We start from the raw sequence: 16,443 nt of genomic DNA on the forward strand, positions 1-16,443 counted from the left end.
ATAGTGTTCTTAATATCAAAACCCTCGCCTCGGCGGGGGTTTTCTTTTTATCTCCCTTATTGAGTTAGCGTTATACACCCTTATGACATACTGATCTCTTACTTACTCACACCGATACGCGTTATCATGAGCAATACATAAGACCGATTTATAGAGGCCAACATGCACGACGATTTACATTTAACCATTCGTAACCTTACCAACGACGACTACGACGAAATAAAAGTACTGATGGATAAGGTCTATCACGACATTGGTGGCTCATGGCCGGAACATACTATTCATAAGCTGATCAAGGATTTTCCTGAAGGACAAATCTGTTTAGAAGATCACGGCAAAATTGTCGGTTTAGCCTTGTCTGTTCAAGTTAGCTATCAGCGTTTTAGTAACCCGCATACTTATGATGATCTTATCGATCAAAAAGAAAACATTCTGAACGATGAGCGTGGCGACGCCATGTATGGTCTAGATGTTTTAATCGCCCCAGAATATCGTGGCTACCGTCTTGGTCGTCGTTTATACGAAGCAAGAAAAGACCTTTGCCGTCAACATAACTTGCGCGCTATTTTGGCTGGTGGCCGAATTCCAAGCTACCACGAACATGCCCATGAAATGAGCGCTGCGGAATACTTAGAATCGGTTCGCGAGCGTAAAATTTACGACCCGATTCTGACTTTCCAATTGTCTAACGATTTCCAAGTTACTCGTTTGCTAAAACGCTACATGCCTGAAGATGAAAAATCTCAAGGCTACGCAACCTTGTTGGAATGGAAAAACATCTTCTTCGAACCTGATACCAACGTGATTCGTTCACGTAAAACCCAAGTTCGTATCGGTGCGATTCAGTGGCAAATGCGTGAAGTAGAAAGCGTTGACGAGCTGTTGAAGCAAGTCGAATACTTTATCGACGCGGTATCCGATTATAAAAGTGACTTTGTTTTATTCCCTGAATTCTTCAATGCGCCACTGATTGGACTAAGTCCTGACCAAAGCAACCAAACCGAAGCTATCCGCTTTTTGGCGAGCTTCACTGAACGCTTTATCAACGAAATGTCCCAGTTCGCGGTCAGCTATAACATCAACGTCATCACTGGCTCCATGCCAGTAATTGAAGACGAGACTGTTTATAACGTCAGTTACCTGTGTCGTCGTGACGGTACAGTGGAAGAGCAAAAGAAAATCCACATCACGCCCCATGAACGCCGTGACTGGGTTATTGAAGGTGGCAACGATTTACGCGTCTTCAATACCGATGCTGGCCGAGTGGGCATCTTGATTTGTTACGATGTGGAATTCCCTGAATTGGGTCGTCTACTTGCAGAGCAAGACATGGACATTTTGTTTGTACCATTCTGGACAGATACCAAAAACGGTTACTTGCGCGTACGTCGTTGTGCTCAAGCGCGCGCCATTGAAAACGAATGTTATGTGGTTATTTGTGGTAGCTGTGGCAACCTTCCTCAGGTAGAAAACCTAGACATTCAGTATGCGCAAAGCTCGGTATTTTCGCCTTCTGATTTCTCTTACCCACATGATGCAGTGATGGCAGAAACCACGCCAAACACTGAAATGATCATGTTCTCAGATTTGGACTTAGATAAGCTCAAATTGACTCGCAGCGAAGGTTCGGTGAACAACCTAAAAGACCGTCGTACCGATCTTTACTCAGTGAATTGGAAAAAATCGAAATAAGCGAAACCGCTTTTTCCTGTGATAACATGGACGTTATCACAACAGCTTAATTTCATTTTGTAAGACTGTTCAAAGGCGCTGATAGCGCCCTTTTTATGACAAAAAGAGACTCTCATGGCCAAAGCAAAAACCGCCTTTGTATGCAATGAATGCGGAGCCGACTACGCAAAATGGCAAGGACAATGCCAAGCCTGCAGTGCGTGGAATTCACTATCCGAAATTCGCCTTACTTCTAGCAAAACCTCTGCTCGCGTTTCCGCCAGCCAAGATCCACGTTATCAAGGTTACGCTGGCGCAGTAACTGGCATCCAAAACTTATCCGATGTTGATTTGGGTGATGTACCTCGCTTTAGCTCTGGTGCGAACGAATTCGACCGAGTATTGGGCGGCGGATTGGTTCCCGGTGGCGTGGTGCTGATTGGTGGGCATCCAGGAGCAGGTAAAAGTACCTTATTGCTGCAAACCATGTGCTGGCTCGCGCAACAACAAACCGCTTTGTACGTAACAGGGGAAGAATCCCTTCAACAAGTTGCCATGCGAGCACAACGCCTTGGGCTGCCAACACAAAACCTAAAAATGTTGTCAGAAACCAATGTGGAAGCGATTTTAAACATCGCTCAACAAGTCAAACCCAAAGTCATGGTTATCGACTCGATCCAAGTGATGCATTTAGATGGTGTGGAATCCGCACCCGGCAGCGTATCGCAGGTTCGAGAAAGTGCCGCTGTTTTAACGCGTTTTGCTAAGCAAACTCAAACTGCGGTATTGCTTGTCGGGCACGTTACTAAAGATGGTTCTTTGGCTGGGCCGAAAGTACTTGAACACATGGTAGATTGTTCTGTGTTGCTGGAAGGTTCAGAAGACTCGCGCTTTCGTACCCTTCGCGGCATGAAAAACCGCTTTGGTGCCGTGAATGAGCTTGGCGTTTTCGCTATGCTCGAAAATGGCTTAAAAGAAGTCAAAAACCCAAGTTCTATTTTCTTAAACCGCAGTAATCATCCCGCGGCTGGTAGCCTTGTGATGGTTGTTTGGGAGGGAACGCGCCCGTTATTGGTTGAGCTCCAAGCACTGGTCGATGATTCAGCTTTAGGCAATCCAAGACGCGTCACGGTGGGCTTTGATCATAATCGTTTAGCCATGCTATTGGCGGTGTTACACAAGCACGGTGGTTTACTAACATCAGATCAAGATGTCTATCTAAACGTGGTTGGCGGTGTGAAAGTTTTGGAAACCAGCGCTGATCTTGCCGCTATCGCAGCGGTAGTCTCTAGTTTCCGCGATAGAGCATTACCACATGATTTAGTGGTACTTGGAGAAGTCGGTTTATCGGGTGAAATTCGCCCTGTGCCATCAGGACAAGAACGTATTAGTGAAGCGGCGAAACATGGTTTTACCAGAGCGGTGGTACCAAAAGCTAACTGCCCCAAAAAGCCCATTGAAGGCATGAAAGTCATTGGGGTTGAACGTTTATCGGAAGCGCTAGACGCGATTTTTGAGAATTAATTGACCGATTAACGGCCCGAGTGGGTGGTTAATCATTTGTTAGTTCAAACAGGTCTGTAATCTGTTCATCTTCCATACCATATGGAAGCGCCTTGGCGGAATCGGCTTCCAATCTTTCTTGGCGAGCTTTTAGCAGACGCGCACGACGTTGCTGACAAAGATCCAATACATGATGTCGCGCTTCATTGGACAAAGAAAACCAATGAAAGCGCTCTTCCCTACTGCGTAAGCAGCCTTTACAGAATCCCTTTGCACTGTTTTCACACACACCTCGGCAAGGGCTTTCTATGGCAAACAGTTCTATTTGTTCCATAATGCCCCCTTAAGACGTTAATGTAATTCGACGCTATTCAGTTGCTAGCTGAAAATCGTACACTTCTTCTGGTGATAAAAAGTACACCCTATCCGCTGGAGCTGCATCCAAAGAAAACCAATAAAATCTCTCTGTCACACCCATTTCTAAATAAAAATTAACATACGCCGCATGCACAGGATCGGTAACACTCAAGCTCTTAGCTACTACTCTCGTGCCATCTGACCATGAATGAACGCCAACACCAGCGCCAGCTCCAATACTTCGTGTTACACCACCTAAGAATAGATCAACACCACCAGAAAGCACGTAACCCGTCGGCGCTATGTGAGTATTCAAGCCAAGCCGACGGATCAAACGTGCACCTTCCATTGTCGCTTGCTGATCAACAGAACCTGGCACATCAACTAAAACGAGATCCGTGACATTAGGATTTTTACGCACCATATCGCTTAGCTGCTTTACGAGGTCTGCGCCCAAGACACCAGATAAATAAGCCGAGTTTCCTTCGACTTCAATGGTCAGCTCAGCACTTGATTGAACGCTTTCTTTTTTTTCAGGTGACAAGGCACAACCCGATATTAAAACGCTCAGCAAAACAGGTAGCCACTTAGCACTATGTAAAAAAGATATCTTGGTATTCATATTGGTCCTAGCGAAAAGAAAAGTGTCAATTCATAACAAGCCTTCGCTGCTACTTTATATTGCCAACCAATACGAGGGAAGTGTATGAAGAAGTTTTTATGCTTACATTTCTCGTATATAAGAAATGGCCGCTTATCTTTCGACAAACAGCCATTAAATAACTCAAATCTTTTATAGATTTAATCCCTATGAAGGAAAAGAAAAACTCTTCCCTTCACGAACGCCAGCTGAAGGCCAACGCTGAGTAATGGTTTTTCGCTTGGTGTAAAAACGCACAGCATCCGGACCGTAAGCATGTAGATCACCGAACAAAGAACGCTTCCAACCACCAAAACTGTGATACGCCACAGGCACTGGTAAAGGCACGTTAATGCCAACCATGCCCACTTCAATATTATCCGAGAAATAACGCGCCGCTTCGCCATCACGAGTAAAGATACAAGTGCCGTTGCCGTATTCGTGGTCATTAATCAGCGTCATGGCCTCTTCCATAGTATCGACTCTAACCACTTGCAGCACAGGACCAAAAATCTCTTGTTGGTAGCTTTCCATGTCTTTGGTCACGCCATCAATAAGCGTCGCACCAACAAAGAAACCATTTTCATAACCTGAAACATTAGGGTGACGACCATCAACAACAATCGTCGCACCTTGTGATTCAGCGCTATCAATAAAACCAACCACTTTGTCTTTATGCTCTTTAGTAATAACTGGACCAAAGTCATTGGTTTTATCTGAACATTCACCCACTTTAAGAGGCTTCATGGCTTCGGCCATTTTGCTAACCAAAGCATCACCAGCGGCTTTACCAACCGCAACTGCTACTGACAAGGCCATGCAACGCTCGCCAGAGGAGCCAAAAGCTGCACCAAGTAACTGGCTGACAACGTTATCCATATCCGCATCCGGCATGACAATAGCGTGATTTTTCGCGCCACCTAGTGCTTGGCATCGTTTGCCGTTTGCACTAGCTTTGCTATAGATATATTCGGCAATCGGCGTGGAACCGACAAAGCTCACGGCTTTTACTCGCTTGTCTTCCAATAAGGTATCAACAGCCACTTTATCGCCATTCACCACGTTAAATACACCAGCAGGCAAACCAGCTTCATACAATAGTTCCGCGATAAACAATGCGGTACTTGGATCGCGTTCAGACGGTTTCAAGACAAACGTATTACCGCATACAATCGCCATCGGAAACATCCACAGTGGTACCATCGCAGGGAAGTTAAAGGGCGTAATACCGGCCACCACACCTAACGGTTGGAACTCACTCCAAGAATCGATATTTGGACCAACATTTTTGCTGTACTCACCTTTCAACAATTCTGGTGCACCACAGGCGTACTCAACGTTTTCAATCCCGCGCTGTAATTCACCCGCGGCGTCATGGCAAATTTTTCCATGCTCAGCACCGATGAGTTCACAAATTTTATCGGCATGCTTTTCCAATAGAGCCTTGTAATTAAACATGATGCGCGCACGCTTTAATGGCGGAGTATTGCGCCATTCTGGATACGCAGCTTGAGCAGCTGAAATAGCTTCTTCTACCGTTTCACGAGAAGCAATGGCAACTTTTTTTGCCACCTTGCCAGTTGCGGGATTAAACACATCTTGAGTACGTTCGGCTTGCTCTGAGTGTTTACCGCCGATCAAGTGTCCGATGATTTCCATGAGTACTCCATATAGTCATTATAAAAGGGTTATTGGCATCATTACGACAGAGTAAAAGCCACACTGATGACAAACATTGACTCTACTATGACAAGAGGAATAGATTATAAAAAGTCGAATCTATTAACGCTTAGTTAATCTTTTACTTAACTAAGATCTCTAGGGCAGAATAAATAATGAATCAATTTCAAAGCCAGGTAAGCGATGCTGATCTTCGTATCTTACGAATCTACCGAACAGTGGTGGAATGTGGCGGATTTTCCGCTGCCGAAGTTGAGTTAAATATCAGTCGCGCCGCGATCAGTATTGCCATATCTGATTTAGAAACACGTTTAGGCTTCCGCTTATGTCAACGTGGCCGCTCAGGTTTTTCGCTAACCAATGAAGGTAGCAAAGTATACGACTTCACCTTACAACTATTGTCATCCATCGAAGATTTCAGAACCAACATCAATGCGCTTCATCAACATTTGAAAGGTGAATTAAACATTGGCATTACCGATAATCTTGTGACCCTGCCATATACACGTATTACAAGAGCTTTAGCAGGACTAAAAGACAAAGGCCCGCAAGTTGCTATCAATATTCGGATGATTCCACCCACAGATGTAGAACGAGGTGTGTTAGATGGGCGCTTGCATGTTGGCATAGTGCCAGACCTAAAAATACTCAGCGGTTTAGATTATCACCATCTATACGAAGAAGAATCCAAACTTTATTGCAGCGATACTCATCCATTATTTTCGGTCACAGATGGCAAAATATCCAAAAACAAACTCAAAGACTTTGACGCAGTACTTCCTGCTTATGCGCAAACACCTGAAATAAAAGCCCAACACCAACCTCTTACCGCAAGTGCAACCGCGACTGACCGAGAAGGGATTGCCTTCCTTATTTTGACAGGACGTTATATTGGTTTTCTACCAGACCATGTAGCAGAACATTGGATTCGTGACGGCCGAATGCGCACCATTCTTCCCAATGAATGCCATTACATCACCCAGTTTTCAGCAATCACTCGAAAAGGTGCTCGTGCCAATCTCATTCTGGAAACATTTTTAAATGAGTTAGAAAAAAACCAATAAAACATAACCTATAAGACAGATATCTAACATATGGAATATCTTTCATATATATTTAAAAGTTTATATCCTAACTCCAGAGATATAAAATGCATTCATCTAAGTATTTCCTATATTTTTACGGAGTAATCAATGAATTCCCAAAAACGTATTAATACGATTATTGGTTTAACGTTAGCAGCATCTCTGCTGCTAACTGGCTGTTCATCGAACGAAGATGAATCAGCTGTAGAAAAAGAAATTGTGCGACCAGTAAAATTAATTACCATTGAGGCAACAGATTCAATAAATATTCGTCGCTTTCCTGCAGAATTAAAAGCCAGTGAAGAAGCAGATATTGCCTTCCGCGTTGGCGGGCAATTAATGAAAGTAAATGTTGTCGCTGGTCAACGGGTCAATAAAGGCGAACTTCTAGCTTTACTGGATCCAACTGATTTCAAACTTGAAGTAGAGCTTGCTGAAGCAAACCAAAGTCTTGCCGAGGCGCAGTTTAAGCGTATTCAGGCAATATTTAAGCAAAACGCTACAACTAAATCTGAGTATGACTCAAGCAAAGCAACATTGGATCAAACTAATAACGCCCTACAATCTGCTAAAAACCAACTTCAATACACTAAAGTTTACGCACCGTTTAAAGGAGTTATTTCCTCTGTAGCGACGGAAAACTTTCAATACATTAGTGCTACAGCACCTATTATGCACATACAAAATATTGACGATTTGGATGTAGAGTTTCAAGTTCCAGAAAGCCTAGTAGTCAGCATTAAATCCACACAGTCAGACTATCAACCAAACGTAATAGTCGATGTAGCACCAGACGAAGTATTATCAGGCACATACAAAGAACACAACACAACACCCGATCAAACATCCATGGCCTATGATGTTTCACTGCGCCTAATCCGCAACGGTAAACCAGAACACACTTTATTACCTGGTATGACAGCGAACGTCGATATAGATTTAAACCGTCTTTTAGGGATGAAAAAGCATGTTGTTATTCCTGTCGAAGCGGTTACACGTCGCGAAGATACAGACACAGGTAAATCAAACAGCACTGTTTGGGTCTTCAATAAAGACACAGGCAAAGTGAGCGCACGTGTTGTGACACTTGGATCCTTACAAGGTAATCAAATTGAAATCACTTCAGGCCTTAACGCTGGAGATCAAGTGGTTGCTGCAGGAGTAAACAGTCTCACAGACTCCATGCATGTTCGCCCTTGGACACGTGAGCGAGGTCTATAATGGATATTGCTGCTTATTTTATTAAACGCAAAGTAACGAGTTGGATGGTAACACTGATCTTATTGATCGGCGGTACTATCGCTTTTACTAACCTTGGTCAATTAGAAGATCCTGAATTTACTATCAAGGATGCTCTGATCATTACCCAATATCCTGGCGCTTCACCAGAACAGGTCGAAGAAGAAGTCACCTATCCGATTGAAACTGAATTACAGAACCTGCCTTACGTAGATAAAATTACATCAACATCAAAAGCGGGCTATTCAAAGGTTCAATTAACCATCAAAGACTCCTATCGCGCTAAAGAACTAAAGCAAATATGGGATGAAGTTCGTAAGAAAATTCGCGATATTCAAGGCGATTTCCCAAGCGGCGTGTCCACACCTATTGTTTTAGATGATTTTGGCGATGTATACGGCGTGATGCTGGCGATCAATGGTCAGGGCTATCCATACAAAGACCTTAAAAACTACGTTGATTACATCAAGCGTGAATTAGTACTAGTTGATGGTGTCGCTAAAGTTACCGTAGCTGCAGAACAAAACGAGCAAGTCACTATTGAAATTTCTCGTGCTAAATTGGCCAATATGGGCATCGCACCAAGCCAATTAGAAGACTTATTATCGAACCAAAACAGCGTATCAAACGCTGGACGTGTAAAAGTTGGCAGTGAGTATATTCGCATTAGCCCGACTGGTGAATTCAAAGACATATCTGAGCTTGAGAACCTTATTGTCGGTACCCCATCGGATGGCAATTTAATTCGTTTACGAGACATTGCCACGGTGAAACGTGAATATGTTGAACCACAGACTCACATTGTTGATTTCAATGGCGCTAAATCGCTATTACTCGGCATATCCTTTTCATCTGGCGTAAACGTGGTGAAAATTGGCGAAGCATTAGAAAACCGAATTGAAGAGCTTCAATACCAGCAGCCTATTGGCTTAAGCATGGATCCTATTTATTTCCAATCAAAAGAAGTAGATCGTTCTGTATCAAACTTCTTGCTTAATCTAGTTGAAGCCGTAGGTATCGTTATCCTAGTACTTTTGGTCTTCATGGGCATTCGTTCTGGTATTTTGATCGGTATTATTCTGTTACTTACCATCCTTGGTACCTTCATTATTATGGATTACTTCCATATCAATCTACAGCGAATATCTTTAGGTGGTCTGATTATCGCCCTCGGTATGTTGGTAGATAATGCCATAGTGGTAACCGAAGGTGTACTCATAGGCATGCAAAGGGGCATGACCAAATTACAAGCCGCCAGTGCAGTTGTGAAACAGACTAAATGGCCACTTTTAGGTGCAACCGTCATTGCAGTTACCGCTTTTGCACCGATTGGTTTATCGCCTGATGCTGTTGGTGAATTCGTTGGTTCGCTGTTCTATGTTTTGTTGATTTCTCTGCTATTAAGCTGGATCACAGCCATTACATTGACGCCTTTTTTCTGTGATTTATTCTTCAAAGAAACAATCCAAAAAGCCAACAATGAAGACGGTTCAGCAGAAGAACTAGCCGACCCTTACAAAGGTTTTATCTTTACTGGTTATAAATGGTTGCTAGATAAAGCCATGCACTATCGCTGGGTAACGGTCATTCTTTTAATTGGTAGCTTGTTTACTGCAGGTTGGGCATTCCAATTTGTAAAACAATCTTTTTTCCCACCTTCGACAACACCAATGTTCTACATGGACATTCAAATGCCGGAAGGAACCCACATTGATAGTACTTACAAAACCGTAAAACAAATTGAAAGCGATCTGTTGAAAGACGATCGTATTAACTACGTAACGTCAACAACTGGGCAAGGCGCTTTGCGTTTCATGTTGACGTACACAGCAGAACAAACTAACTCAAGTTACGCTCAGTTCATTATTCGCACCAAAAGTGCTGATGTAATTCCTAGCTTACTCAAAGACTTGTACTACAAGATGCAAGAAGAGTACCCAGGGCTGGAGGTAAAACTACAACGTCTACAGTTAGGGCCATCTAGTGGTGCTAAGCTTGAAGCTCGTGTAAGTGGTCCTGACCCTAAACATTTACGTCAAATAAGCGCGCAGATCCAAGAGATTTACCGCACTGATGGTGGCCTTGAAAATATTAAAGACAACTGGCGTCAGCCTGTTAAGGTGCTTCGCCCAATCTTTAATGATGCTCAAGCTCGACGTCTAGGTATCAGCAAAACAGAATTAGACGATGTATTGTTAACCAACTTTACTGGATCTCAAATTGGTTTGTATCGTGAAGGCACTGACTTGCTACCTATCGTAAGAACAGCGCCTGAAAATGAGCGTGTCTCAATAGACCAAATCCGTGACTTACAGATCTATAGCCCAGCGACAGGATCCTACGTAACCCTTTCGACACTGGTATCTGGATTTGAAACCGTTTGGGAAGATCCAATCATTGAACGTCGAGATCGTAAACGTACTATTACGGTGATGGCTGACCCTAAAATTTTAGGTGATGAAACAGCAATGGAGATATTTTCTCGAACTCGTGGCGCAATCGAAGCAATTCATTTGCCACCAGGGTATGTTCTAGATTGGGGCGGTGAATACGAAAGCAGTACTGATGCTCAGGCTAACATATTCAAGGCTTTGCCGATGGGCTACCTATTTATGTTTATCATCACCATATTACTGTTTAACTCAATTCGTGTGCCGCTGACAATTTGGTTCTGTGTGCCGCTAGCATTAATTGGTGTTTCAACAGGGCTACTGGTAATGAACTCTGCATTCGGCTTTATGGCATTGCTTGGATTCTTGAGTTTGTCAGGTATGACGGTGAAAAATGGTATCGTATTAGCGGACCAAATAAACTACGAACTTGAACAAGGTACAGAGAAATACGAAGCTATCTTCATTTCTGCTGTGAGCCGTGTTCGACCTGTTTGTATGGCTGCAGTCACAACCATTCTTGGTATGGTGCCATTACTTTACGATGCGTTTTTTGAAGGCATGGCCGTGGTCATTTCCTTTGGCTTAGGCTTCGCGACAATACTGACACTGATCGCTGTACCTGTGTTTTACACTATATTATTCCGAGTCAAATATCGTCATCACGAAGACTTTGAATAATACCTTTGAATAATGACTAAGCGTTGTATTTAGAGGGTGGAGCTTTATCGAATAGATAAAGCTCCTGTTTTTAAACTATCTATCGTATTGAGAAGACCATGCATCTAGACGACATCTTAAAATTAGACATTAAGCTACTCGTCGCTTTCGTCACTATCATGGAAGAAGGCAGCGTTTCTCGCGCCGCGGAAAGACTTGGAGTGACACAGCCTGCACTTAGTAAAAGCTTACAACGCTTAAGAGATTTATTTAAGGATTCGCTATTCACTCGCCAAGCCTATGGCTTAAGCCCAACAGCGCGAGCCTCTGAATTACACGACCTAATTCAGCCAATTTTAAACTCTCTTTCTGAATTAATGAGCCCGAACTCACTAGATTTAAAAAACCTAGATCGACGTTTCAAGCTACGTGTAGATGAAGGAGATTTAGAAAATTTTATTGAGCCATTACTAGCGTCATTACAATATCAGGCACCAGGTATGAGACTATCCATCAGCTCATGGGGAGATTCCCACCTAGATGAGCTAGTTTCAGGCAATGTAGATCTTGGGATTATGCGCATCAACGATACGCCCGGTAATGTTCGCAGCAAGCTAATAGGCTACATGGAAGCTTGTATTATATTAAGTGAAGCGCATCCGCTTTATCACAAAGAAGAATTGACGGTAACAGAGCTGTTATCCCACAAAGTGGTGACACATCACTTGCGCCCCAACCGAAACGGCTCTTTTTCAAAAACAGAACAAAAACTAAAACAACAAGGTCATATAATTCAGCCAAGTCTAGAAACAGATAGCCTGATGGTTGCTATGCAAGCAGTGAAAAGAGGCATGGCACTGGTAACATCTCGCTCAATTGGCGACTTATTTTTACAAATAATGTGCGAGAAAGCCCATTTTTATCCAGTGAAATTATTGCCAATTCCAAAAGAAGTATTGGAGCTCGATGAATATAGTGGTCGACACCCTATCCATATTTTTTGGCATGAACGCTTCAATAATGACCTTGCCCATCGTTGGTTGAGAGAACAGATCATTTACTTTATGCGTGAATCCCCCTGGATGCATCCACCAGTTTGATGCATCCACATTCTAATAGAATTATCCCGCGTCGCGCTCCGATCTAACCCAATCAAAGCGCGGGATTCTTTCACCATTTATTTCAACAGACTCTTGAAACATACTTAGCGGTCTTGCCCACCAGCCGAATTCTCCATATAAAGCCTGATAAATAACTAACTCTTCCTCAGTTTCGCTGTGTTTTGCCACTCGCTCAACCCAGTACAGCGCCCCTTTATAATGTTGATAAACGCCCGCTTTCATATTTAAAACCTCTATACTTTTTAAAAATCGACCATAATTAGCCAATATCTAGAAAAACTTGTCGCTAATGCGAAAGTTACTCTCTTACACGTACTATAGAACTCAGCAATAATACTTACATATTATCGCCCTAACCCATTTTCAGGAATTTTCTATGTATCTAGTACGTCCAGTAGATTTTGCCGATCTTCCTGCGCTGGAACGCCTTGCTCAACAGGCGGGTATTGGTATTACAAACTTCCCCGCAAACAGAGAACGCCTCAACGACAAAATCGCGTCTTCTCGTCGTTCTTTTCAAACTGATGTCGTACAGCCAGGCGACGAATCCTACTTGTTTGTGTTGGTGGATACCAGCAATGAACAGATTGTTGGTTGTTGTGGCATCGATGCCATGGTGGGAGTCGATACACCGTTTTACAGCTATCGCATTGATGAAGTGGTTCATGCGTCGCCACAGTTGCAAATTCACAATCGAATTCCTGCACTCTTCTTATGCCATGACTATAGCGGAACCAGCCGACTTATTGCCTTAGTGGTCGACAAGGCGCACCAGAACCCCCTTGCTATGTCTTTGTTATCCAGAGCACGCCTACTCTTTATTGCTCGTTATCCAGAGCGTTTTACTAAGCGTTTATTTGCAGAATTGCGCGGCGAAAGTGACAAACACGGCTACTCTGCTTTTTGGGACGCCTTGGGAAAACACTTTTTTACCATGGACTTCAAGAAAGCCGACTATCTTTCAGGTGTCAGCAATAAAAATTTTATCGCAGAATTAATGCCTCGCTACCCGATTTATGTTCCAACCTTGCCAGAAGCCGCACAAGAAGCAATTGGTGTAGTGCATGAAAACTCAGGGCAAAGTGCAGACATTTTATTAGATGAAGGTTTTGAGTTCCGTGGCTATGTGGACATATTTGATGCCGGCCCTAGTATCGAAGCAAGAACAGAAAGCCTGCACACCATTACCAACCAGAAAACAGACAAGGCACTGACGCTAACAGAAACCTCAAAAGGCGCTATCCACCTTATATCTGCAGGCCATTTAGAGAATTTCAGAGTGACTGCCGCACCTGCTGAGCCGCAAGTAGCAGGATTAGCATTAGAAAAATCGACCCAAGAAAGGCTAGGCATTTCATCTGGAAAGCGTATCCAGTGGGTTGCTCTATAAACAATAATAACGATCTGCATGATCTTAATAACCGTCAAAAGCAGCTTAATTAAATACGAGGAACACCATCATGATGGTCATACGCCCCATTTGTCAGAATGACCTAAAGTCTCTTTATCGACTTGCAGAAAAAACCGGCATTGGTTTTACCTCCTTGGTGTCTGATGAAGCCATTCTACAAAAGAAAATCGACGGCGCCGTGCGTTCTTTTAACAAAGAAAACGTCACCAAGCCCCACAATGAAGATTATTTGATGGTACTTGAAGATACCACAACAGGTGACATTGTTGGTACCTGTGGAATATTAGCTACGGTTGGTTTAGATGAACCCTTCTACAGCTATCATCTAGGAACCATTACTCACGCATCCCGTGAACTTGGTGTACATAACGCCATTCCTACTCTGATACTTAATAATGACTTCACCGGATTTAGTGAGATCTGCACACTGTTTTTAGAAGAAGATTACCGTCATTCAAAAAACGGCCAACTGCTTTCTAAGGCACGTTTTATGTTCATGGCACAATTTCCTGAACGTTTTACCGATAAAGTATTCGCGGAAATGCGTGGTGTTAGTGATGAAAATGGCATTTCTCCTCTATGGGAGAGTCTTGGCCGCCACTTCTTCTCTATTGATTTTAAAGAAGCTGACGAACTTACCTCTCAAGGTAACAAACAGTTTATTGCTGAGCTTATGCCGAACAACCCAGTCTACGTTAACTTGCTGCCACAAGAAGCCCGCGACGTCTTGGGACAAGTTCACAAAAATACGGTGCCAGCCCGTCGTTTATTAGAACAAGAAGGCTTTCGTTATGAAAACTACGTCGACATTTTTGATGGCGGCCCAAGTTTAGAGGCTCGTGTGCAAGACATACGAGCAGTCCGAGATAGCCGACTTTGCCTTGCTAACATAGGTCAACCTAAAGGCATCCGTGAAGGCAAAGGTGAAGGGATGAGCGAAGGTAATTACTATCTTGTCTCGAATGCCAAGGTAAAAGACTTTCGTTGCATTCTGATTCAACGATCAATACCGCCTGGCAGCGCTATGACTTTGACTCAAGAGGAAGCAGACTGCCTCTGCATAATAAACAAAGAACCCGTTCGAATCGTGGAACTATCACCCTATTCAAGATAAGTGCGCTTAACCTTTATCAGAATTGAAAGTACTAAAGTTAAAAGTGCACGAATTAACAGGAGCTATCATGAAACAAGCACATTATATTAATGGTCAATGGTTAGCAGGCGAAGGCCAGCTACTCCGCTCTATCGACCCAGCAGATGCAAGTTTAGTATGGCAAGCCAACACAGCCACTTCAGACCAAGTAGATTTAGCCATCAAGTCTGCTCGCTCTGCATTTCCTACTTGGGCTAATCGCCCTTTAGAAGAACGCTTAACGATTATTGAAGCCTTCGCAGAATTGGTAAAACAGCACAGCGAAGAAATCGCTACCGCCATTAGCCGCGAAACCGGCAAACCAATCTGGGAAACCCGCACCGAAGCCGCTGCTATGGTGGGCAAGGTCGCGATTTCCAAACAGGCGTATCACGAAAGAACAGGTGAAAAGACCACGCCTATGCCTGGTGCCACAGCCCGACTACGCCATCGTCCACATGGTGTGGTTGCTGTATTTGGCCCTTACAACTTTCCTGGGCATTTACCCAATGGCCACATAGTTCCAGCGCTGATTGCAGGTAATACAGTGGTTTTCAAACCAAGCGAGCAAGCTCCTGCTACGTCGGATTTGATCATTCAGTTATGGGAAAAAGCTGGTCTGCCAGCTGGCGTACTTAACTTGATTCAAGGCGAGCGCGACACTGGCGTTGCTTTGGCCAATCACCAAGGCATCGACGGATTATTCTTCACCGGCAGTCCACAAGTAGGTCACATTTTACACAACGATTTTGCTGGCCATCTGGGTAAAATTTTGGCGTTAGAAATGGGCGGCAACAACCCATTATTGGTTTCTGAAAAAATAGCGGATCAACGTGCTGCCGTGCATGAAATCATCCAGTCAGCCTTTATATCAGCAGGACAGCGTTGTACTTGTGCCCGTCGTTTATTATTGCCAAAAGGCAAGCTTGGCGATGCGATTTTGCAGTCCCTAGTAACGGCAACCAAAGCGCTAAAAATCGATCGTTTTGATGCCGAAGTACAACCTTTTATGGGACCAGTCGTATCAGCTCAAGCCGCCGACGGTTTACTGCAAGCCTACCAAAAACTGATCAAATTAGGCGCATCACCGATCCTAGAAATGACTCGCGGCGACAGCCAAACCGGCTTTGTTACACCGGGTATTATCGACGCAACAGACATGCTAGACGAGCTTCCAGATCAGGAATATTTCGGCCCTTTGCTGACTGTGATTCGTTATGACTCTTTGGATCAAGCCATGAACATCGCCAACAACACCAAGTTTGGTTTGTCTGCCGGTCTCTTATCCGATGATGCTGCTGAGTATGAATGGTTCTTACAGTATAGCCGTGCTGGCATTATCAACTGGAATCGCCAAACTACCGGTGCATCAAGCAACGCGCCATTTGGTGGCACAGGCGCCAGTGGCAACCATAGAGCCAGCGCTTACTATGCAGCAGATTATTGCGCGTACCCAGTTGCCAGTATTGAGGCAGACAGCTTAACCATGCCGGAAAAACTCGGTCACGGCATTACCCTTTAACGACACAGAAGACACAATTTACAAGAGGCAGT

At 43.8% G+C, this 16,443-nt stretch carries 13 protein-coding genes; 9 read left to right on the forward strand and 4 right to left on the reverse strand.

The features are described from left to right. Window positions 1–162 precede the first annotated feature (162 nt). Together CCS02_RS18195 and radA are read left to right on the forward strand one after the other, a co-directional pair. Window positions 163–1,692, forward strand: a complete 1,530-nt coding sequence (locus CCS02_RS18195; RefSeq protein WP_072840637.1) for a bifunctional GNAT family N-acetyltransferase/carbon-nitrogen hydrolase family protein — start codon at window positions 163–165, stop codon at window positions 1,690–1,692. Window positions 1,693–1,806: 114 nt separating this feature from the next. Beyond that, complete coding sequence (radA, locus tag CCS02_RS18200) at window positions 1,807–3,195, forward strand: DNA repair protein RadA (protein ID WP_100188288.1); 1,389 nt, start codon at window positions 1,807–1,809, stop codon at window positions 3,193–3,195. Window positions 3,196–3,223: 28 nt separating this feature from the next. Here the strand turns inward: radA and CCS02_RS18205 are convergent, their stop codons facing one another. The 3 genes from CCS02_RS18205 to CCS02_RS18215 all read right to left on the reverse strand — a co-directional run bounded on the left by CCS02_RS18205 (window position 3,224) and on the right by CCS02_RS18215 (window position 5,830). Next, on the reverse strand, window positions 3,224–3,508 hold the full coding sequence (locus CCS02_RS18205) for a DUF1289 domain-containing protein (protein WP_100188289.1): 285 nt from the start codon (window positions 3,506–3,508) through the stop codon (window positions 3,224–3,226). Window positions 3,509–3,541: 33 nt separating this feature from the next. After that, window positions 3,542–4,153, reverse strand: a complete 612-nt coding sequence (locus tag CCS02_RS18210) for an alpha/beta hydrolase (RefSeq protein WP_012071327.1) — start codon at window positions 4,151–4,153, stop codon at window positions 3,542–3,544. A gap of 186 nt (window positions 4,154–4,339) precedes the next feature. Then, on the reverse strand, window positions 4,340–5,830 hold the full coding sequence (locus CCS02_RS18215) for a CoA-acylating methylmalonate-semialdehyde dehydrogenase (RefSeq protein WP_100637373.1): 1,491 nt from the start codon (window positions 5,828–5,830) through the stop codon (window positions 4,340–4,342). A gap of 176 nt (window positions 5,831–6,006) precedes the next feature. On the opposite strand from CCS02_RS18215, the gene CCS02_RS18220 reads away from it, so the two are divergent. The 4 genes from CCS02_RS18220 (at window position 6,007) to CCS02_RS18235 (ending at window position 12,325) form a co-directional block, all read left to right on the forward strand. Further along, on the forward strand, window positions 6,007–6,915 hold the full coding sequence (locus tag CCS02_RS18220; protein ID WP_100637374.1) for a LysR family transcriptional regulator: 909 nt from the start codon (window positions 6,007–6,009) through the stop codon (window positions 6,913–6,915). A gap of 129 nt (window positions 6,916–7,044) precedes the next feature. Beyond that, complete coding sequence (locus CCS02_RS18225) at window positions 7,045–8,157, forward strand: efflux RND transporter periplasmic adaptor subunit (RefSeq protein ID WP_100637375.1); 1,113 nt, start codon at window positions 7,045–7,047, stop codon at window positions 8,155–8,157. Further along, complete coding sequence (locus CCS02_RS18230; RefSeq protein ID WP_100637376.1) at window positions 8,157–11,246, forward strand: efflux RND transporter permease subunit; 3,090 nt, start codon at window positions 8,157–8,159, stop codon at window positions 11,244–11,246. The genes CCS02_RS18225 and CCS02_RS18230 overlap by 1 nt, the downstream gene beginning before the upstream one ends. A gap of 98 nt (window positions 11,247–11,344) precedes the next feature. Next, entirely contained in the window at window positions 11,345–12,325 is a 981-nt protein-coding gene (locus CCS02_RS18235) for a LysR family transcriptional regulator (RefSeq protein WP_100637377.1), read from the forward strand. Window positions 12,326–12,346: 21 nt separating this feature from the next. Here CCS02_RS18235 and CCS02_RS18240 read toward each other — a convergent pair whose 3' ends face one another. Further along, complete coding sequence (locus CCS02_RS18240) at window positions 12,347–12,568, reverse strand: DUF1653 domain-containing protein (RefSeq protein ID WP_072840646.1); 222 nt, start codon at window positions 12,566–12,568, stop codon at window positions 12,347–12,349. Window positions 12,569–12,722: 154 nt separating this feature from the next. Between CCS02_RS18240 and CCS02_RS18245 the strand changes: the two genes are divergently transcribed. The 3 genes from CCS02_RS18245 to astD all read left to right on the forward strand — a co-directional run bounded on the left by CCS02_RS18245 (window position 12,723) and on the right by astD (window position 16,411). Continuing rightward, window positions 12,723–13,736, forward strand: a complete 1,014-nt coding sequence (locus CCS02_RS18245; RefSeq protein ID WP_100188296.1) for an arginine N-succinyltransferase — start codon at window positions 12,723–12,725, stop codon at window positions 13,734–13,736. Window positions 13,737–13,806: 70 nt separating this feature from the next. Continuing rightward, window positions 13,807–14,871 (forward strand): arginine N-succinyltransferase, encoded by a 1,065-nt coding sequence (astA, locus tag CCS02_RS18250; protein WP_072840648.1) that lies wholly within the window; start codon window positions 13,807–13,809, stop codon window positions 14,869–14,871. A gap of 67 nt (window positions 14,872–14,938) precedes the next feature. Further along, a complete protein-coding gene (astD, locus tag CCS02_RS18255) occupies window positions 14,939–16,411 on the forward strand; it encodes a succinylglutamate-semialdehyde dehydrogenase (protein WP_198515420.1) in 1,473 nt (490 codons plus the stop codon). The last annotated feature ends 32 nt before the right edge of the window (window positions 16,412–16,443 follow it).

Origin of the sequence: Marinomonas sp. ef1 (assembly GCF_002806845.1) — a bacterium.
GTDB lineage: Bacteria > Pseudomonadota > Gammaproteobacteria > Pseudomonadales > Marinomonadaceae > Marinomonas > Marinomonas polaris.